This is a genomic window from Mesorhizobium sp. B2-3-15 (genome assembly GCF_006442875.1).
Classification (GTDB): domain Bacteria; phylum Pseudomonadota; class Alphaproteobacteria; order Rhizobiales; family Rhizobiaceae; genus Mesorhizobium; species Mesorhizobium australicum.
Map to the genome: position 1 here is coordinate 1 of NZ_VFVO01000012.1, position 19,160 is coordinate 19,160.

20 protein-coding genes and 1 pseudogene are annotated in these 19,160 nt (G+C 64.2%); 11 read left to right on the top strand and 10 right to left on the bottom strand.

The genetic code is table 11. The annotated features are described in order from the left end of the window. Positions 1–157: 157 nt before the first annotated feature. From FJ954_RS22755 to FJ954_RS22765, 3 genes and pseudogenes are all read right to left on the bottom strand, one after another. A pseudogene (locus FJ954_RS22755) lies at positions 158–442 on the bottom strand (GIY-YIG nuclease family protein); the annotation flags it as partial. 184 nt (positions 443–626) lie between these two features. Then, positions 627–1,331 (bottom strand): SDR family oxidoreductase, encoded by a 705-nt coding sequence (locus tag FJ954_RS22760; RefSeq protein WP_140663287.1) that lies wholly within the window; start codon positions 1,329–1,331, stop codon positions 627–629. Between the two features lie 122 nt (positions 1,332–1,453). Further along, the gene (locus FJ954_RS22765; RefSeq protein ID WP_015317007.1) at positions 1,454–2,071 is read right to left on the bottom strand and encodes an XRE family transcriptional regulator; all 618 of its coding nucleotides are present in this window, start codon (positions 2,069–2,071) and stop codon (positions 1,454–1,456) included. A 131-nt stretch (positions 2,072–2,202) separates the two neighbouring features. Between FJ954_RS22765 and FJ954_RS22770 the strand changes: the two genes are divergently transcribed. The 3 genes from FJ954_RS22770 to FJ954_RS22780 all read left to right on the top strand — a co-directional run bounded on the left by FJ954_RS22770 (position 2,203) and on the right by FJ954_RS22780 (position 6,197). Further along, positions 2,203–3,336 (top strand): FAD-binding oxidoreductase, encoded by a 1,134-nt coding sequence (locus FJ954_RS22770; protein ID WP_140663289.1) that lies wholly within the window; start codon positions 2,203–2,205, stop codon positions 3,334–3,336. 43 nt (positions 3,337–3,379) lie between these two features. Further along, positions 3,380–5,008 (top strand): ABC transporter substrate-binding protein, encoded by a 1,629-nt coding sequence (locus tag FJ954_RS22775; protein WP_140663291.1) that lies wholly within the window; start codon positions 3,380–3,382, stop codon positions 5,006–5,008. An 85-nt stretch (positions 5,009–5,093) separates the two neighbouring features. Then, positions 5,094–6,197 (top strand): serine hydrolase domain-containing protein, encoded by a 1,104-nt coding sequence (locus FJ954_RS22780; protein ID WP_140663293.1) that lies wholly within the window; start codon positions 5,094–5,096, stop codon positions 6,195–6,197. Between the two features lie 66 nt (positions 6,198–6,263). On the opposite strand, the gene FJ954_RS22785 is transcribed toward FJ954_RS22780, so the two are convergent. The 3 genes from FJ954_RS22785 to FJ954_RS22795 form a co-directional block, all read right to left on the bottom strand. Next, positions 6,264–7,412: a Fic family protein gene (locus tag FJ954_RS22785; RefSeq protein WP_015317003.1), complete on the bottom strand. Its 1,149-nt coding sequence runs from the start codon at positions 7,410–7,412 to the stop codon at positions 6,264–6,266. 204 nt (positions 7,413–7,616) lie between these two features. Then, the gene (locus FJ954_RS22790) at positions 7,617–8,180 is read right to left on the bottom strand and encodes a cytochrome b (protein ID WP_140618036.1); all 564 of its coding nucleotides are present in this window, start codon (positions 8,178–8,180) and stop codon (positions 7,617–7,619) included. A gap of 126 nt (positions 8,181–8,306) precedes the next feature. Continuing rightward, a complete protein-coding gene (locus FJ954_RS22795; protein WP_015317001.1) occupies positions 8,307–9,032 on the bottom strand; it encodes a 3-keto-5-aminohexanoate cleavage protein in 726 nt (241 codons plus the stop codon). 201 nt (positions 9,033–9,233) lie between these two features. Here FJ954_RS22795 and FJ954_RS22800 point away from each other — a divergent pair, with 201 nt between their 5' ends. Continuing rightward, positions 9,234–9,428, top strand: coding sequence for a hypothetical protein (locus tag FJ954_RS22800; protein WP_023774040.1), 195 nt, complete (start codon positions 9,234–9,236; stop codon positions 9,426–9,428). A 96-nt stretch (positions 9,429–9,524) separates the two neighbouring features. Here FJ954_RS22800 and FJ954_RS22805 read toward each other — a convergent pair whose 3' ends face one another. Next, the gene (locus FJ954_RS22805; RefSeq protein WP_140663297.1) at positions 9,525–11,630 is read right to left on the bottom strand and encodes an EAL domain-containing protein; all 2,106 of its coding nucleotides are present in this window, start codon (positions 11,628–11,630) and stop codon (positions 9,525–9,527) included. Positions 11,631–11,858: 228 nt separating this feature from the next. Between FJ954_RS22805 and FJ954_RS22810 the strand changes: the two genes are divergently transcribed. Further along, entirely contained in the window at positions 11,859–12,308 is a 450-nt protein-coding gene (locus tag FJ954_RS22810) for an ester cyclase (protein ID WP_140663299.1), read from the top strand. Positions 12,309–12,369: 61 nt separating this feature from the next. Here the strand turns inward: FJ954_RS22810 and FJ954_RS22815 are convergent, their stop codons facing one another. Further along, positions 12,370–12,900: a hypothetical protein gene (locus tag FJ954_RS22815; protein WP_181171340.1), complete on the bottom strand. Its 531-nt coding sequence runs from the start codon at positions 12,898–12,900 to the stop codon at positions 12,370–12,372. 127 nt (positions 12,901–13,027) lie between these two features. Continuing rightward, entirely contained in the window at positions 13,028–13,354 is a 327-nt protein-coding gene (locus tag FJ954_RS22820) for a DUF1330 domain-containing protein (protein WP_015316997.1), read from the bottom strand. 175 nt (positions 13,355–13,529) lie between these two features. Between FJ954_RS22820 and FJ954_RS22825 the strand changes: the two genes are divergently transcribed. From FJ954_RS22825 to FJ954_RS22845, 5 genes are all read left to right on the top strand, one after another. Then, positions 13,530–14,222 (top strand): helix-turn-helix domain-containing protein, encoded by a 693-nt coding sequence (locus FJ954_RS22825; RefSeq protein ID WP_140663300.1) that lies wholly within the window; start codon positions 13,530–13,532, stop codon positions 14,220–14,222. 133 nt (positions 14,223–14,355) lie between these two features. Beyond that, entirely contained in the window at positions 14,356–15,471 is a 1,116-nt protein-coding gene (gene ada, locus FJ954_RS22830) for a bifunctional DNA-binding transcriptional regulator/O6-methylguanine-DNA methyltransferase Ada (protein WP_140663604.1), read from the top strand. A gap of 14 nt (positions 15,472–15,485) precedes the next feature. Beyond that, a complete protein-coding gene (locus tag FJ954_RS22835; protein WP_224526894.1) occupies positions 15,486–15,704 on the top strand; it encodes a hypothetical protein in 219 nt (72 codons plus the stop codon). Between the two features lie 122 nt (positions 15,705–15,826). After that, positions 15,827–16,375: a methylated-DNA--[protein]-cysteine S-methyltransferase gene (locus FJ954_RS22840; RefSeq protein WP_140663302.1), complete on the top strand. Its 549-nt coding sequence runs from the start codon at positions 15,827–15,829 to the stop codon at positions 16,373–16,375. Next, positions 16,372–17,115, top strand: a complete 744-nt coding sequence (locus FJ954_RS22845; RefSeq protein ID WP_140663304.1) for a 2OG-Fe(II) oxygenase — start codon at positions 16,372–16,374, stop codon at positions 17,113–17,115. The genes FJ954_RS22840 and FJ954_RS22845 overlap by 4 nt, the downstream gene beginning before the upstream one ends. Here the strand turns inward: FJ954_RS22845 and FJ954_RS22850 are convergent. Next, a complete protein-coding gene (locus tag FJ954_RS22850; RefSeq protein ID WP_140663306.1) occupies positions 17,093–18,025 on the bottom strand; it encodes a LysR family transcriptional regulator in 933 nt (310 codons plus the stop codon). The genes FJ954_RS22845 and FJ954_RS22850 overlap by 23 nt on opposite strands. Before the next feature lie 120 nt (positions 18,026–18,145). On the opposite strand from FJ954_RS22850, the gene FJ954_RS22855 reads away from it, so the two are divergent. Then, positions 18,146–19,060: an alpha/beta hydrolase gene (locus tag FJ954_RS22855; protein ID WP_140663308.1), complete on the top strand. Its 915-nt coding sequence runs from the start codon at positions 18,146–18,148 to the stop codon at positions 19,058–19,060. The last annotated feature ends 100 nt before the right edge of the window (positions 19,061–19,160 follow it).

Below are 19,160 nucleotides of genomic sequence, written 5' to 3' on the forward strand. Positions count from 1 at the left end.
TATCTGTCCCATAGCTTATCCCTGAATGAAGGATCAGCATGACTGATTCCCCCACACTCCGGGACTAGACACCTAGGATCCATGCCGCGACGCTTGCGACGGGTAAAACTGTGCCGAACCTGGCTCCAACCTCCGACGAAACGCCATCAAACCGCGACCAACCTGTTCCGCGAAACAGCTCGAACCATTCCGGATTGGTCTTCTCGATCAGTTCGATCTTCCATTGTCGCGACCAGCGCTTCAGCGATTTCTCGCGTTGAATGGCGTCACGAATGTCGAAATGTTCCTCGTACCAGACCAACCGCTGCACACCGTAGCGCCTGGTGAAGCGCGAACCTTCGCCGGATTTGTGCTCCGGCATGCGGCGACCGAGATCGTTGGTGACACCGATGTAGATGGTGCCGCCCTTCTGGCTCGCGGTCATGTAAACATAGCCGGTCATGCGTTGACGGTAACCGCCAACCCGTCCGGGGACTATCCTCGTTCGCCGTATTTTTTCGGCCCACGTCGCGGCATGGATCCTAGGGTCTGCGCGGCGTCGCTTCGCTCCTTGCTACGCCTAGGATGACGAAGGGAGGGAGGGCTTCGGCTAATCTGAGAGGTATGGGATCGCCGCCAGCCGCCTCTCACAGCGCCCGGATCACACCCCCATCCACGCGGATATTCTGCCCGGTAATATACCCTGCCCCGTCCGACGCCAAAAACGCGATCGTCGCGGCGATCTCCTCTGATGTGCCATAGCGCTGCATCGGCACGTTGTCGCGGCGCTCTTCGGTGGCGGGCAGGCTGTCGATCCAGCCGGGCAGCACATTGTTCATGCGCACATTGTCGGCCGCGTAGGTGTTGGCGAAAATCTTGGTGTAGGCGGCAAGGCCGGCGCGGAACACGGCCGACGTCGGGAACATCGCGTTCGGTTCTGCTACCCAGGCCGTCGAGATGTTGATGATGGCGCCGCCCTTCTGCTTGACCATCTGCGGCGCCACGATGCGCACCGGCCGGATGACGTTCATCAGGTAGACGTCCATGCCGGTGTGCCACTGCTCGTCCGTGATCTCCAGGATCGGCGCGCGCGGTCCATGGCCGCCGCTGTTGACCAGCACGTCGATGCGGCCATAGCGCTCCAGGGTCAGGTCGGCGAGCCGCTGCAGATCGTCGTTCGACTGGTTGGAGCCGGTGACGCCGAGCCCGCCAAGCTCCTTGGCCAGCGCCTCGCCCTTGCCGGACGAGGACAGGATGGCGACCTTGAAACCATCCGCCGCCAGCCGTTTGGCCGTCGCCGCCCCCATGCCGCTGCCGCCGGCCACGATGACGGCTGTCTTTTCTACACTCATCGGATTTCCTTTTCAGATTGGCGAGAGCTACGGTTTCAGCGGTCCTATAGCCGGTTTCGCCGCGCAATTCGAACGAGAAAGCCTGAATCGAGCTGCAGAAAACTTGCGCGGTGAGCTGCGCCCTATCCTTCAACCGTCTCCAGCTCGCTCAGCAGCGTGCCTTCCATATCGGGCTCGTCGCCGGAGCAGACGCACAGCATCTCGGCGTCGCCCTCGCCCACCGACAGATAGGCGTGGCCCATGGTGGAATCGATGTAGACGCTCTCGCCCGCTTTCAGCCGCACCGGCGCGTACTGGTCGGTATGCAGTTCGATCTCGCCCTTGAGCACGATCAGGAATTCCTCGCCGGCATGCCTGGTCAGCGGGCCGAATTCTTGCGGCGTGCGGGCGCGCGCATAGGCGTGAATCGGCACCATGCGTTTGCGCACCAAGTCGGTGGCGAGATACCGGTAGTCATAATTTCGGGTCAGCTGGCGCAGCGTGTTGGACTGCGAGGTCACCGAACGGCGGGTGCGCGCTGCCGGCTGCTTGCGGTCGCCGCTCAGCAGTTCCGTCACATGGATGCCGAGCCCCTCGCAGATCTGCAGCAGCTTGTCGTAGGTCAGCGACATCTGGTCGTTTTCGACCTTGGACAGCGTCGACACCGCGACGCCGGTCAGCGCGCTGACCTCCTGCAAGGTCCAGCCATGGGTTTTTCTCAAAGCCCGCAGACAATCACCGAGATTGGGTTGCTCCGACATTGCCAGCTCCAAGGCGCGGGATCGCGCCGCTCCACCCTAGGTAGTCGAACTCCCCGCAGCCATCAACAACACCGAAATTTTCTTATACGCTAAATGTTGACTGGATACGAAAATATTTTTACGACTGATGAATGCAGTCAAAGTCCTTCCAAAAGATTGTCGTCATCGGCGGCGGCATTGCCGGCCTCTCACTTGCCGCCGAGGTGGCGGCCTCGGCCGAAGTCACCGTCATCGAGCGCGAACCGCATCTCGGCTACCACGCCAGCGGACGCTCCGCCGCTCTGTTCACCGAGACCTATGGCAACCGCCTCGTGCGCGGGCTGACGCTGGCCAGCCGGCAGGCAATCGTCGAGGGCGGTTTCGTCGCCCACCGGCGTGGCGCGCTGCATGTCGGATGGACCGGTGACGATGCCGCCATCGACAAGCTGGCTCGTGATTTGCAGGCGCTGGTGCCATCAGTGCGCCGCCTCTCGGCGGCCGAGCTCCACGCGCTGGTTCCAGTCATTGCCCAGCAAGCCACCTGCGGCGGCGTCTATGAGCCGGATGCGGTGGATGTCGACACGGACAAGATGCTGGCGACCTGCGCGTCCAAGCTCAAAGCCAGCGGCGGCACCATCCGCACCGGCGAGGAGGTCCGCTCCATCTCACGCGACGGCGGCGCTTTTCGGGTTGAAACAAGCGCCGGCGTCTACTCGGCTGACATCATCGTCAACGCCGCCGGCGCCTGGGTCGATGTCGTCGCCGGCATGGTGGGACTCCCGGGCCTCGGCTTCCAGCCGAAACGGCGCACCGCCTTCCTGTTCGATCCGCCCGCCGGGTTGGACATCGCCGGCTGGCCGCTGGTGGTCGACCTGCACGAGCAGTTCTACTTCAAGCCCGATGCCGGCAGATTGATCGGTTCGCTCGCCGACGAGACGGATTCCGAGCCTTGCGATGCGTATCCCGAGGATATCGACGTCGCCATCGCCGTCGACCGCATCGAACAGGCGACGTCTATGCGCATCGGCCGCCCGTCGACGCCGTGGGCGGGCCTGCGTACCTTCGCTCCCGACCGCACGCCGGTCGCCGGCTTCGACCCGCGCCTGCCCGGCTTCTTCTGGCTCGGCGGCCAAGGTGGCTACGGTTTTCAGGTGTCGCTGACGCTGGCCAGGCTGAGCGCGGCGCTGATGCGCGGCGAGCCCCTGCCCGACGACGTCACCGCACTCGGCGTCACCGCTGGGGCGCTGGCGCCCGATCGCTTCCTTACCCCGGCGACGACGCCATGAAGTTCCTTCCCTCAACCCCGAAGTGTCATCAGGAGCGTTTGCGATGAAATCTCTGCGCGCGGTGCTTGCCCCGTCCCTTCTGGCCACGTCCCTCCTGGCCACGTCCGTTCTGGCCTCATCCGTCCTTCTCGGCGGACAGGCCTACGCCAAGACGCTGGTCTATTGCTCGGAAGCCAATCCCGAGACCTTCAACCCGGCGATCGGCATCGCCGATTCCACCATGGACGCCGCCGCCAAGACGATCTTCAACCGGCTGGTCGAGTTCAAGCCGGGCACCACCGAGGTCGGCCCGGCGCTCGCCGAAAGCTGGGATGTCTCGTCGGATGGCAAGGCCTACACTTTCCATCTCAGGCACGGCGTGAAGTTTCAGTCGAACGAGCATTTTTCGCCCACGCGCGACTTCGACGCGGACGACGTGCTCTACACCTTCAACCGCCAGCGCGACGCCAACAATCCCTATCACAAGCTTGGCGGCGGCTCTTACGAGTACTTCAACGCGCTGGGCATGGGCACGCTGATCGACAGAATAGACAAGGTCGACGACTACACCGTGCGCTTCACGCTGACGGCTCCCAACGTCACATTCCTGGCCGGGCTGGCACTCGACTATCTCTCCATCCTGTCGCTGGAGCAGACCGAAAAGATGGTCGCGGCCGGCACGCCGGAGCTGATCGACAGCATGCCGGTCGGCACCGGACCGTTCGTGCTTGAGGCCTATGTGCCCGACAGCCAGGTCCGTTATGCCGCAAACAAGGATTACTGGCGCGGCGCGCCGAAGATCGACACGCTGGTCTTCGCCGTCACGCCCGAGCCGACCACCCGCGTCGAGCGCATCAAGGCCAATGAATGCCAGGTCGCCGCGCCGCCGCCGCCAAGTGCTGTCGCCGACCTGCGCAGCGATCCCGACATCACGGTTCTCGATCTCAAGGGCCAGAACATCGGCATCCTCGGCTTCAATGTCGAGCACCAGCCGCTGGGCGACGTGCGCGTGCGCACGGCCCTGGCCAAGGCCGTCGACCGCAAGGCGATCGTCGATGCGGTCTATGCCGGCGCCGGCACGGTGGCCGGCAGCGTCGTGCCGCCGGCGCAGCTCGGCGCCGTCACCGATGCCGGCATCGAGTACGATCCGGATGGCGCCAAGAAACTGCTCAAGGAAGCGGGCCATGAAAGCGGCCTCAAGATCAGCCTGTGGGCGATGCCGGTGTCGCGCCCCTACAATCCCAACGCCAAGCGCATGGCCGAGATGATCCAGGCCGACTGGGCGAAGGTCGGCGTGCAATCGGAGATCGTCAGCTTCGAATGGGGCGAATACCTCAAGCGCACCGCGGCGGGCGAACAGGACGCCTTCCTGCTCGGCGGCAGCAGCGACAATGGCGATCCCGACAACATGCTGAGCTATCTGCTCTCCTGCGACGGCGTGAAGGGCGGCTCCAACCGCTCGCGCTGGTGCGACAAGCATTTCGAGAAGCTGCTCGACGAGGGCCGCGTTGCCGCCGACCCGAAGGAACGCGCCGCGATCTATGGAAAGGCGCAGGCCATCCTGAAGGCCGAGGTGCCGGTTGCGCCGATCGCCCATTCGATGGTGGCGATCCCGATCCGCAAGAGCGTGCTGAATTACGTGCTCGACCCCTTCGGCCGGCAGAATTTCGCCGCCGTCGATATTGCGGAGTGAGGCTTGTCACGCTGGGTGTCCCCCTCATCCGGCCCCTACGCGGCCGATTTTGCGAAGATCCCGCGATCCACAAAGCGAGACCACCATGCCAAAAGACCTGAACGCTCTTCTCGCCACCTACATCGCCGATGGCGCGGTGGGTGCGTCGATCGCCTATGCCAGGGGTGACACCACACCAACCGCGCTCACATCAGGCCTCGCCGATCGCGCGCAGGGCACGCCCGTCACGTCGGACCAGCTGTTCAAGATCGGCAGCTGCACCAAGACCTTCGTCGCCGCGGCCCTGGTCAAGCTCGCCGAGACCGGCAAGCTCGACCTTGGCGCGCCGATCGCCTCCTGGTTCCCGGACCTGCCTGGCGCCAAAACCATTTCGGTACGCCAGCTGGTCAACCATCGCAGCGGCCTGCCGGAATTCGAATATTACATTCCAATGGACCCGAGCCGGCAATGGACGCCGCAACAGCTGGTCGACATCGCCTTCGCCTCCGACAAACAGAAGCCACCGGGCGGACCGGCCGTCTACAACAACACCGGCTATGTCCTGGCCGGCATGGTGATCGAGGCCGTCACCGGCCAGAAGCTGGGCGCCTATGTCAGAAGCGCGGTCCTTGAGCCACTCGGCCTGAACAACACCTGGTCGCCGGCGACCGAGGCCTTCCCCGATAAATCGATGGTGCGCGGCTATTACCACCGGCCGCCGCCGGCGCCGAACGCGCCCACCGACATCTCCTCGGGCGGCGAGATGTGGCGCATGGACGGCGTGCTGCCCTACTCCAATGAACTGCAGGATTCCTCCGACTCCTTCCCCTTCGGCGCCGCCTATGGTTGCGGCGACATGGTGTCGACGCCGTCAGACATGGTGGGTTTCATGCGCGGCCTGTTCTCCGGCGGACTGTTGTCGCTGCGGTTCTTCGCCGAGATGTTCGAACACCGCGTGCCGGCGAGTTTCCCCGGCACCCGCATGCGCGAGACGGGCGCGGGCATGTTCCAGAGCACCTATGCGGACCGCGCCTTCTACGGGCACCAGGGCAGCATTCCGGGCTATGTCGCCGTCATGCTGCACGATCCCGAGACGGACCTCACCATCGCCATGACCAGCAATGTCGGCTCCGGCAATCGCCTCTCCTTCCAGGCGAGCGGCATGCATCCGGTGGTGGATCAAGCGATCGCGACAATCTTGCGGCTGTGATCTTAGGGAGGGGTAGGAAATCGAACTGCTGCCGTCAGAGGGCCTCACGCGATCTATGCGCGGACGTCAGCCATCTCTGCGCCTCTCGAAGAGCTGGAGGTATCGTTCGAACACGAAAAACCGATTGCGTCTTTGGCCGGTGACTTCGATTAGAACGCCGTGGCTTATGAGATCGGCAATCAATGACGTAGCCGTGTTTGTCGTCGTGTCCAACAGAATGGTGACACCCTTCACGTCGACCAATGGTTGCCTGTAGAGATGTCTTACAAGTTGTTGCGCGTTTCCTTGACGGCGATGGCTGAAGCGCGGCAGCGTTTCCCGTTCTATCCGCTCTTTAAGCACCAGAATTTTGCGGAACACGTCAGCAGACGCACGCGCTGTCTCTTCAACTCCGTGGAGAAAGAAAATCAGCCAGTCGCGCATATGGTTGCCCTCGCGTACGGCCATGAGGTGATCGATATACGCTGTCTTGTTGCGCTCGAAATAGTCGGACAGATAGAGCGCGGGTTTGACAAGAAGCCCCTGCGAGGCGAGGTAAAGCGAAATCATCAGGCGGCCCAGCCGCCCGTTGCCATCCAGGAACGGATGGATGGTTTCGAATTGATAGTGGGCGATCGCAATGCGGATGAGTGGCGGTACGCGCAGGCTGTCGGCATGGATGAATTTTTCCATATCGCTCATGAGCTCGGGAACATGCTCGTGATGCGGGGGCACGAAGACCGCGTTTCTTAGACTCACGCCAATCCAGTTCTGACTGGTTCGAAATTCGCCGGGTTGCTTGGTGTCGCCGCGCACCCCCTGCATGAGGATGGCGTGAGTTTCCTTCAGTAGCCTGTTGGAGAAAGGCAGGCGCTCCAGGCTGGTAATGGCGCTATTGATCGCTTGGATATAGTTCTGCACCTCCTCCCAGTCGTCGCGTGCCTCAGGAGACAAATCTTCGATCTGCTTGAAAGCGTCCTCGATATTGGTGTGGGTGCCTTCGATCCGGCTGGACTGGGTTGCTTCCTTCGCAACATACATGCTGATGAAAAAATCGATGTCGGGAACGAGTTGTGCGAACGCATTCAATTCACCCAATGCTCGATCGGCGCGGCCAAGCACCTCTATGATGTTCGGGTCGGAGACGATCCAGGGATGATTGATCGAGGTCGGCACGAAGCTGCGATGTTCCAACCGCTTTTCGTACTGCCCCGCCTTGTAAGACGACAAATCCATAATTCAGAAACGTCCACGATTTCTACAATAAGAAAATCGTTATGTCAGATTCGACCAACTTCCAAAAGGTATTTCAATTTCTCACCAGGTTTCTGAAATAAGGGTTCGGCTATTTCAGAAACTTCCGTATTGCGGCTTCGACGGGCCAGCGGCCTGCACCCGGTCGTCGATCGGGCGATCCGCATCATTCTCGACTGACCGCGTTCAGCCGCCCTGCCGCGACGATGGATCGGGCAGGCCCGGCAGCATCTGGCTCAGCACCCGGTCGCGAAGGAAGAAATGGTGGAAGATGGCGGCGGCCGCGTGCAGGCCGGCGATCCACATCATGACGTCGCCGAGCGTGCCGTGAATCTCCGCCAGCGGCGCGCCCCAGCTGCCGGAAAACGGACCGATAGCTCCCAGCCCATAGACAGTGACCGGGTGGCCGCCGAACAAGGCGCCGATCATGGCTGTCGCCGGAACGGCGAACAGCAGCGCATAAAGCGCCCAATGCGTTGCCTTCGAGGCGACCTCCATCCAGGACGGCATGGCCGGGGCATCGGGAATGCGGTCGAACCGGCGCCAGATCAGGCGAACGACCAGCAAGCAGAAAACGGTGAAGCCGAGCGACTCGTGCAGCAGCAGCGTCGACGCCCTGGCCGCTGAATAGACCCGCTCCGGCGGACCGCCCGCCGAGACCAGGAAGGCAATGAGCACCAGCAATGCCGTCAGCCAATGAAATGCCTGGGCGAGGCGCCCATAGCGGGTTGTCGTGCCGGACAATGACATGCGAGAGCTCCGAAACGTTGGACATCTCTCCTCGCCCGCGAATGTGGCCTTATTTCAGCTGTTCCTCAATCGCCTTGCCCGAGCGAATGGCATCGCCGAGTTCGCCGGCGCGCGGCCCGACAAGGTTCAGCTCATACTCGTGGAGTGGAAATTCGCGGCGGCCGCGGCCACGATCTCGGCATTGTCCCTCGCCACCGTTCCATCGGCGAGTGTCTTGCCGTCCTCCAGCCCGACCCGTGTCGACCAGCGCTTTTGCCGCGCAAGGTCCACGAACGGCCAGACCGTGCCGTCGACGCCGTGCAGCAGGATCTGCCGCCGCACGCCTGCGCGTTCGAGAATGGCGGCGATGCCGTGCGCCTCGTCGAGGGCTGCAGGCAGGTCCGGTATGTCGATCTCGATCAGGATGCGCAGTACGCGGCCGTGATCGGCGAGCGTCACGAAGCGCTCGGCATCTTCCGTCGTGGCCAGCCCCGCCTCGATGCCGACGCCCTGCTTGCGCAACAACTCCATCACGGCGGGCGCGTCGGTTTCTGAAAGATTGACCGAGGCATAGTCGGGCAGTTCCCGCCAGGCGGCGATCGCCGCGCGGGTGCGCGCCACATCGTTCTCGATCCAGGCGCCGGTCGACACGCCGATCAATGTGCCCGGACAGGCCTGGCGCACGGCAAGGACCGTCGCATCCGCCGCCGCCAGGCTTTCGCGCCCGTCGGCGCCGCGCGGATGGATGTGCAGTTCGGCGGCACCGGCGGCGACGCAGGAAGCCGCATCGCCGGCCATTGCCTTTGCCGTCAGCGGCAGCCTGGGATGGAAATCGCGCGAACGCGCGCCGTTGATGCAGGCTTGGACGATCATCGATTTCACCTCGGGCAAAAGAGCGCAGTCTAGACAAGCCGCCAAACCGCGCAAAGCCGGCAGGGCCGTCACTCCTGACACGATGGCGCCGCCAGCAGCACGACGTTCGCCGGCATTTGAATAAAAGGCGCCTGTGGATATTTACCCCACCTTGCGCCAGGCAGGCCAATATCCATCAGGGCGGGATCATGGAGGGAACCATTGACCAGCGATTTTTCAGCCGCCCGTCTCCATCTCGAACGCGCCTACCACTATCTGCGCGGCAATGACGAGACGAGCCGCGCCACATGCGAGGCCCTCGACCTGTTGATCGAGATGGTAGCGGAAGCACAACACAGGAAGCCGGAACCCGGGGTGCTGGAATTTCCGCGAGCGTCGGCACGCCGACTCGGCTGAACAGCACGCGTGGCGTTGTTCAGCCCGCGCGGATCAAATCTTCGTCTTCACGCATGTCGCTCCGGGCCGCTTTTGGAGCGACATGCATTTGATCCCTCAGGACGCCTTGCGTCTCGACGCGGCACCCGCCATTCGCGCCGATTGCGCCACGACCCGCTCCAGCGGTTCGGGCCGGTGCAGCAGAAAACCCTGACCGAACTCGACGCCCATATCGGCCAGCATGGCCACCGTGTCCTGCCGCTCGATCTTCTCGCCCACCACGGCGCAGCCGAGGCTGCGGGCAATGCTGGTGATGGCCAGCACGATCTCGCGGTCGAAGCGGCTTTCGGTGACGTGCTCGATGAAGGAGCCGTCGATCTTGATGGCGTCGACCGGAAAGCGCCTGAGATATTCGAACGAACTCATGCCGGCGCCGAAATCGTCGAGGCTGACCCGGCAGCGCCGCTCGCGCGCCTTGCGCACGAACGCCTCGGCGGCGTCGAAATTGGTGATGGCGGCGGTTTCGGTGATCTCGAAGCCGATGCCGGAATGCGGCGTCCCGGTTTCCTCGATGACCCGGTCGACAAAGTCCCATAGTCCCGGATCGCTCAGCGTCTGCGCCGACAGGTTGAAGCCGAGCGTGATCGCGCCGGCCTTCATCGCCGCGCCGTGCCGAGACAGGGCGGTGCGGATGATCCAGCGGTCGAGCCGCGCGGCAACGCCGAAGCGCTCCGCCGCCGGAATGAACTCGCCGGGCGGGATCAGCCGGCCGCCTTGTCCGGCAAGCCGCGCCAGCACCTCGACATGGCGGCTCTCTTCCCAGGGCCTGCCCAGCCGGTGGATCTGCTGGCCGAACAATTTCAGCCTGCCGTCATCCATGGCGTCGACCGTGTCGGCGGCGAGCCGCGCCGCGTTGAGGCCGGCCGAACCGGAGACGGCATCGGTCGAAAACAGCGCGAAGCGATCGCGCCCGGCGGCCTTGGCCGCGTAGCAGGCATCGTCTGCGCAGGCCAGCGCGTCGGCAACCGTGGTGGCACGGTCGCGGACGACGGTGATGCCGATGCTGGCCGCCAGCCGGCGCGACGTCGCGGCAAGGCCGAGATCGGCGTCGCGCACGGCCGCCAGGATGGCGCCGGCCAGACCTTCGGCTTGCACGGCGTCGCAATCGGGCACCATCAGGGCGAACTCGTCGCCGCCGAGCCGCGCCGCATGCGCCGATGGCGGCAGGCAGCGGCCGATACCCGCCGCGACGCTCTTCAGCGCCAGATCGCCCGCGGCATGGCCGGCGAAATCGTTGAGGGCCTTGAAGTAGTCGAGGTCGACATAGAACACCGCCAGCGGCACGGCCGTGGCGATATGGTGGGCGAGCAGACGGTCGAAGGCGGCGCGGTTCCAAAGGCCGGTCAGCGCGTCGTGGCGGGCGGCGAAGGCAAGCTCCTGTTCGCGCAGCTTGTCCTCGGTGATGTCGCGCACGGTGCCCAGCACCTGGCCGGTGGCACCGGCGGCGGCGATGAAGCGCAGCAGCGATTCGACATGGCGGATCTGGCCGTCGCGCTTGATAATGCGGTACTGCGCGGCGATGACGCCGTCGGTTCCCAATGGCACCCTGTGGGCGCGTTCGGCGGCGTCCTTATCGTCGGGATGCAGGTAGCTGTGCCAGAGATCGGCCGTCACCTCGTCGGTCACTGCGACGAGGCCGAATATCTCTCTTGTGCGCGCGTCCCAATAGCTCTTGTTGGTAGCGATGTCGTAGTGCCAGATGCCGGTGCCGCTGGCGGCAAGCGCCAGGCGAAAGCGGATATTGACCTGTTCGAGCGCGGCTTCGGCCGCCTTCTGCTTGGAGATGTCGGTCTGCACGCCCATCAGCCTGAGCGGCTTCCCGTCGGCGTCGCTCTCGACGATGCCGCCTCGGTCGAGCACCCAAACCCAGTGGCCCTGCTTGTGCTTGAGCCTGAGTTCGGTCTCGATGGCGTCGGTCAGCCCGGCAATGTGGCGGTCGCCGCTGGCCTGCGCCCGTTCCCGGTCGTCGGGATGGGTAAGCTGCAGCCACAGGTCACTGGTATTGGCGAGTTCGCCGTCCTCGTAACCCAGCATCCGGGCCCAGGTCGCCGAATAGAAGCAGTCCCCCGTGCTGAGATCCCAGTCCCAGACGCCAAGATGGGCGCGCTCCAAGGCCTTGGCCCAGAACGCTCCGCTGCGACTTTTCTTATCCTGACCCGCCATTCGTCCGTTTTGCCCGCTCCACCCGCGGCAATCTGCGGCAAAACCAGAAAAGAAACCGTTACCGGGCCGCGGAGGGGGGATGTCCACGCTCCTAGCGACAATCTTGGCATCAGCCTTTCGATTAGCCGGCAAGAACCGGAGTTTGGCCCGGCTCGATTGGTCATAGGAATGGCCGTGTTCACCAGCCAGTCCGGTGATCACGAAGCAAGACAGGAAAAGGACCTCCCAATGACCAAGCAGGAAGACAACAAGGCCGTCGTCATCAGATGGTTCACCGACTTCTGGGGTGAAACCTGCGACCTCTCCGTCGTCGACGCCGTCGCGGCCCCCGATATGCTGCTCAAATACTCGCTGCACGAGCCGCGCCGCGGGCGCGACGACATCAAGGCCTTCATGACCGATTTTCGCGCAGCCTTCCCGGATCTCAACTTCTGGGCCACCGCCGATCTCATCGCCGAGGGCGACTATGTCGTCGGCCAATGGGAGGGCGGCGGCACGCATACCGGCCCGGCCTTCGGCGATTTTCTCATCGGTTCGCTGCCCGCCGCCACCGGCCGCATGATGCGCTTCACCGGCACCACGGTGCTCAAGGTGATCGACGGCAGGATCGTCGAGGAAATCGGTCTCGACGACGGCGTCACCGCCCTTACCCAGCTCGGCCTCATCAAGCCCGCCTGAGAAATCTCACGCAGAACCGAGGTGGGGGCCAGGCGGCATTGCCGCCGCCTGGCTATGCCGCTTACTGGCTCGGCGCCATCGCGTGTTCGCACGACACTTTCGGGTTCATGTCGGCGAACGTGCCGGTCGGGTTGCCTTTCCAGGCCCAGACATGCAGTTCGTAGAACTCACCCAGGCCATAGCGGTTGGGCGCGCTGTTGAAGTTGAACAGCTGTCCCTCGAGCGACGCCGGCCCCTTCGAGGTGATGTATTCGACCGCCACCAGCTTCAGCGTGCCGTCGGCCATCGGCTCGTACATCACCGCTTCGGGACGGGCGATGTCGATCTTGTCGTCCTTCAGGTACCCGCCATTGACATAGTGGATGCCCATGGCGCCGCCGGTGATGCCGCTGGCGCAGGGAATGGGCGCATAGCCTTCCGCCGTCGCGGCGTTGACATCGAGAAACCGGCTGTTGGCGGCCCGCACCTTTTCGGCCAGCGGATTGGCACCGGACGTGGTTTCAGCCGCCTCCTGATGCGCCTGGGCAAAGGTGGTGCAGGCGGCCAGAATGGCCCCTGCCACGAAAAGCCCGTTGCGAAAATCGCGTATCATGTTTGTTCCATTCTTCTTAAAAAAGCACAGCGGGCCGGCCGCCGAAAATACGGAGGCCCGGCAGGCAAGCGCCGTGGCTGTTGTTGCTTGGTGATCCCGGATACGGTGCAAGGAATGCCGGGAGGGATCATCCCTTCGGCAGATACGGGATCGTTCCGGCCAGATCGGTGTCGTCGATCAGCTGGAAACGGCTGTCGCTGCCGCCCTGGCGGGCCGAAACGAAAGGCGCGTAGGCCGGATCGGTGGTGAAGGCGCGCGCCGCTGCTTCCGACGGGAACGCCATCAGGGCGATCAGCGTGGTGTCGAGCGGCTTGCCTTCGAGCGTCTTCACATTGCCGCTGCGCGACAGATATTTGCCGCCATGCTTGTGGACGAGGTCGTGCACCGAGGCGGCATAGGCCGGCACCCATTTCGGGTCCTTCATCTTGATGTCGGCGATAACGTAAGCAGTCATTGTCGTCTCCTGGTTGCGGCGCACAGGGATATCCGTGCAACCGTCCAGAGGGCTCGCATGGCGGGACCCGAGCCGACCAGTCCGCGATCTGTACTAGGCCGGTACAGTTTCTGTACTCGCCGCTTCAATCACGAAGGACTAATGTTGCCCGCAGGTTCTAGGGAGAGGCACGGTCATGACCCAGCACGGATACAAACAGTTCTGCCCGCTATCGATGGCCGCCGAGGTGCTGTGCACCCGCTGGACGATGGTGCTGATGCGTGAGCTTGTGGCCGGTTCGACCCGTTTCAACGACTTGCGCCGCGGCGTGCCCAAAATGTCGCCGACCCTTCTGTCGCAACGGCTTAAGGAGCTCGAGCTGGCGGGGATCGTCGAGCGCAAGGAGGTCCCGGGAGAAAGAGGAATTTTTGACTATCGGCTGACGGAAGCCGGCCGCGATTTGCGCCCGGTCGTCGAGGCGATGGGCTTCTGGGGGCAGAAATGGGTCGAGTCCCGCCTGTCCCTCAAGAACCTCGATCCGTCGCTGCTGATGTGGGACATGCGGCGCAATTTGAACCCCTCGCCGCTGCCGGAAGGACGAACGGTGATACAATTTCTGTATCAGGAACTCCCCGCCTCCAAACGCTCCTGGTGGCTGATCGTCGAAAAGCACGGCGAAGTCGATCTGTGCTGGTATGATCCGGGCTTCGACGTCGACCTCTATGTCTCGACCGACCTGCACACGATGACGGCGATCTGGATGGGAGTGCTCACCGTCGAGAAGGCCGGCCCGAAGGTCGCCCTGACCGGCGACCAGGCCATCGGCAGGAAGATGCAGGCCTGGCTGGGGCTGAGCCCGTTCGCGGTGGAACCCAAACGCGCGGCGTAGGAGCCGGTCCCGTCTGTGCAGGCGTCTCGGCTGCGCTCACATGCAACATCCCGGTTCCAATCACGCGTGCGCCTCCTGACAGTTGGCAGGAAACGGGTGGCGGGGCTGGCTTCTGGCGGCTTCAATGCCAGCCATGTTCATCGCTCTGGCCAAACATCTGCAACCCGCGCCGCTGCTGGCCGACGATCCACGCTGGGCGCGCATTGTCGCCCGCGACAAGTCGGCCGACGGCGCATTCTGGTATTCGGTGGCGATGACGGGGATTTATTGCCGGCCCTCCTGTCCGTCGCGGCGCGCCAACCCAGCCAATGTCCAGTTGCACGACACTTTACAGGCGGCGAGGGCGACAGGCTTTCGCCCATGCCGGCGCTGCAATCCGGACGGCCCTTCGCTCGAGGTCGCCAACGCCGCGATGATCGCCGATGCCTGCCGCAGGATCGGGCAGAGCGAGGTTGAACCGTCGCTGATCGAACTGGCCGATGCCGCCGGCCGCAGCCCCGGCTATTTCCACCGCATTTTCAAGGCGGTCACCGGGCTGACGCCGAAGGATTATGCAGCGGCCCGGCGTGCCGCCCGGGTCCGCCAGGGCTTGGAAAACGGCGTCAGCGTGACATCGGCGATCTACGATGCGGGCTTCAATTCGAGCGGGCGCTTCTACGAGAAATCGACCGGCATGCTCGGCATGACGCCGACGCGCTATCGCGCCGGCGGCGCCAACGAAGAGATCCGCTTCGCCGTCGGCGAAACCTCGCTCGGCACCATCCTGGTCGCATCGAGCCGGAAAGGCGTCGCCTCGATCCTGCTCGGCCAGGACCCCGACGCGCTGGTGCGCGACCTGCAGGACCGTTTCCCCAAGGCGCGGCTGGTCGGTGCCGACAGCGACTACGAGGCGCTGGTGGCCCGCGTCGTTGGCCTCGTCGAGGCGCCGGCGCTCGGTCTCGACCTGCCGCTCGACGTGCGCGGCACCGCGTTCCAGCAGCGCGTCTGGCAGGCCTTGCGGGACATCCCGGCTGGCCGCACGGTTTCCTATGCCGAGATCGCCGGCCGTATCGGCGCGCCGAACGCAACCCGCGCCGTCGCCGCCGCCTGTGCCGCCAACGCCCTCGCGGTCGCCATCCCTTGCCACCGTGTGATCAGGAAGGATGGCGCCCTGTCGGGCTATGCCTGGGGCGCCGAGCGCAAACGCGCGCTGCTCGACCGCGAGGCCGGCGATGCTGCGGACAATGCCTCGCGGTCCTCGCGGGCCTGACGGCAATGCGCGCGATGGCCAGTTCTTCCACCACCGGTGCGAACGGTCAGGTCGCCAACGGCGCTGCCGTCAGCCTGGAGGACGCGAAGGCGCTGGTGTTGGCCGTCATCGGCACGCTTGTCGAGGATGGCAAGGCCGAGTGGAGCCGCACGACGACCGGCGAGTTCGAGCTGCGGCTGATATCAGGCGAAGTTTTTTTGCTGGACGAGGTCGGCGTCACCCGTGTCGCTTGAGGCGGTCCAAAACCGCACTTGCTTTCGCCGTTCAGCCCCCTGGATTGAATTTGAAAGCAAGCATCGGAGTGAGCGGCACCGGCCAGTTCGTTAGGGTCAAGGCATAGACAGGAGTGAAGGCAATGAACCACATTCAGACCGATATGCAGGCGACAACCACCAGCGTCCTTGACACCATCAGCTACGCCATCGGCCAGTCCGCGCTTGGAAACATCCTGGCGGCGCGCGGCCCCATCGGCGTCTGCGCCATCCTCATCGGCTCCGACGCCGGCACGTTGCGGCAGGACCTCGCCAACCGCTTCCCCGGCAGGGTGCTGCTCGAAGACGCGGCCGGCCTGCGCGATGATCTCGCGGCGATAGCGCGCTTCATCGAAACGCCCGGCGCCGGTCTCGACCTGCCGCTCGACATGCGCCACGGCACGCCCTTCCAGCAGCGCGTGTGGGAGGCGCTGCGCGCCATCCCATGCGGTGCCACCGTCACTTACACCGCCCTTGCCCGGCGCCTCGGCATGCCGGATGGCGCCCGCGCCGTGGCGACGGCCTGTGCCGCCAACGTCATCGCGCTAGGCATTCCTTGCCACCGGGTGTTGCGCGCCGACGGCTCGCTGTCCGGCTACCGCTGGGGCATCGAGCGCAAGCGCGCCTTGCTGGAAAGGGAGGCCGCGATATGAACGCCGACGCCAGGGTCGCGCCATCGCTGGTCGCAGCCGCCGAGACACGCATCGCCGCCTATGACTGGCCGGCGCTCGCCACCGAGCTCGACAGCTTCGGCTGCGCGGTGATGGAAAAGCTGCTCTCGGCCGATGAGTGCCGGCAACTCGCCGGCCTCTATCCGCAGGAGCAACATTTCCGCAGCCACATCCACATGGCCAGGCACGGTTTCGGCAAGGGCGAATACCGTTATTTCCGCTATCCCTTGCCCGATCTGGTCGGCGGCCTGCGCGGCGCGCTCTATCCCAGGCTGGCCGCGGTCGCCAACCGCTGGAACGAGCGCATGGGGATCGCCATGCGCTACCCCGCCACGCATGGCGCGTTTCTCGACCAGTGCCATGCCGCGGGCCAGGTCAGGCCGACGCCGCTTTTGCTGAAATATGTGCCCGGCGACTTCAACTGCCTGCACCAGGACCTCTATGGCGACCTTGCCTTCCCGCTGCAGGTGGCGATCCTGCTTTCCGAACCGGGCGAGGATTTCACCGGCGGGGAATTCGCCCTGACCGAACAGCGGCCGCGCATGCAGAGCCGGGTCGAAGTGGTGCCTTTGCGCCAGGGCGATGCGGTGGCTTTCGCGGTCCACAACCGGCCGGTGCAGGGCACGAAGGGCAATTACCGCGTCAACCTGCGCCACGGCGTCAGCCGCCTGCGCTCCGGCATGCGCCACACGGTCGGCATCATTTTTCACGATGCGAAGTGAGCGCCGGCTCATGCTCCCAATAGGGCGGATCGCCGAAAGCGTTGCGCAGCCATGCGGTAAGTGCGCGCAGTTTGGCGGATCCGCGCCGATCCTCGGGACAAGCGATATAGATGGTGGCTCCTTCAGGCTCCGCATCCACATCGACGACCGTCAATCGCTTGTCGGCGATCTCGGTGCGGATGAAGTAGGCGGGGAGCAGCGCCAGGCCCAGGCCGGCAAGCGCGGCGTCGCGCATCAAAATCCCATTGTTGACGCGCAGCGCGGTTTCCGGGCGGATCGTCACCAGCCGCCGCGAAATCTTGAACCGCCAGTCGGCGGCACCTCGGATGGAATAGATGATGCCCTTGTGGCGCTTCAAGTCATCGGTGGTCACCGGCAACCCGAATTGCTCGGTATAATCCGGCGAGGCCACCAGGAAGCGACGGCTGGAAGCCAGCTTCTTGACGATGACAGGTCCATCTTCGACGACCGGCCCATGACGCACAATGGCATCGTAGCCATCGGCCACCATGCTGACGAAACGATCCTCGAGATCGAGCGTCAGTTCAATTCCCGGGTGCTTGGCCAGGAAGCCATATAGCGCCGGGCCGAGATGGAGGATGCCGAAACTGGTCGGCGCCGATATCCTGAGCGGCCCGGCGAGTTCGCCGCGGCGCTCGGCGATTTCGGCGCGGGCATCGGCCACCTCCTGCATGATGCGCTTGGCGCGCTCGTAAAAACCTCGTCCCGCCTCGGTGATGGAGAGTTTGCGGGTGGTGCGGTCCAGCAGCTTTGTGCCGAGGCCGCGCTCCAGTTCCGACAGTCGCTCGCTGATGACGGATTTCGACAGGCTCATGCGCCTGGCCGCTTCGCTGATCGAACCGGATTCCGCTACGGCGACAAACGCGGCGGCCGATTCGAGCTTCAGCATTGTTCGGCTTTCCCAAATTCACCATCAGGCGACAGCCACCTAACGAAATCAAGGACATGGTGCCATAATTGTGCAGGTCGCGATACCGCGATCACAGAACAAAAGCTCGGAGAGTGCAGCATGTTTCGTCCGTTCGTTGTCGTCCTTGGTCTGCTGGCCATGAGTGTTCCGGCCTCTGCGCGCGTTGTCGCGTTTCCGGCCGGCTTCAAGACGCAGACGATCGAGACCAACGGCACCAGCCTGAACGTCCGTGTCGGCGGACAAGGGCCGGCGGTCGTGCTGCTGCATGGTTTCGCCGACACCGGCGACATGTGGGCGCCGGCTGCGATAGCGTTGATGAAGGACCACACCGTGATCGTGCCGGACCTGCGCGGCATGGGCCTTTCGGCGCATCCCGACGACGGCTACACGAAGAAGAACCAAGCCGTCGACATCGCCGGCGTGATGGACGCGCTGAAGATCGACAACGCCGACCTGGTCACCCATGACATCGGCAACATGGTCGGCTATGCGCTGGCCGCGCAGTATCCGAAGCGCATCACCAAATGGGTTGTCATCGACGCGCCGCTGCCGGGCATAGGCGACTGGGACAAGATCAAGCAGAGCCCGCTGCTGTGGCATTTCAACTTCCGCGGCCCCGACATGGAACGGCTGGTGGCGGGCCGCGAGCGCATCTACCTCGACCGCTTCTACAACGAATTGTCGGCCGATCCCAAGAAAATCGACGAGGCGACGCGCGTCCACTACGCCAAGCTTTACGCCCGGCCACATGCCATGCACGACGCCTTCGAGCAGTTCAAGGCATTCGACCAGGATGCGATCGACAATCAGGCGATGCTCACCACGGGCGGCAAGCTGACCATGCCAGTGCTCGCGGCGGGTGCGGAAAAATCGGCCGGCACGACGCAGGCCGACATCTTGCGGTTGGTCGCCAGTGACGTGACCGGAGCCATCGTGCCTGCATCGGGCCATTGGATCATGGAGGAAAACCCGGACGCCACCGTCACGCTGATTACAGACTTCCTCGCCAAGTAACAGCACGGCTTCAGCGACCACCGCGGGCTCTGCCAGGGCCGACCTTTGTAACGATGAAGCCGAACGGGATCGCGCCCAGCAAGGGTGCGGCCCGTCGCGA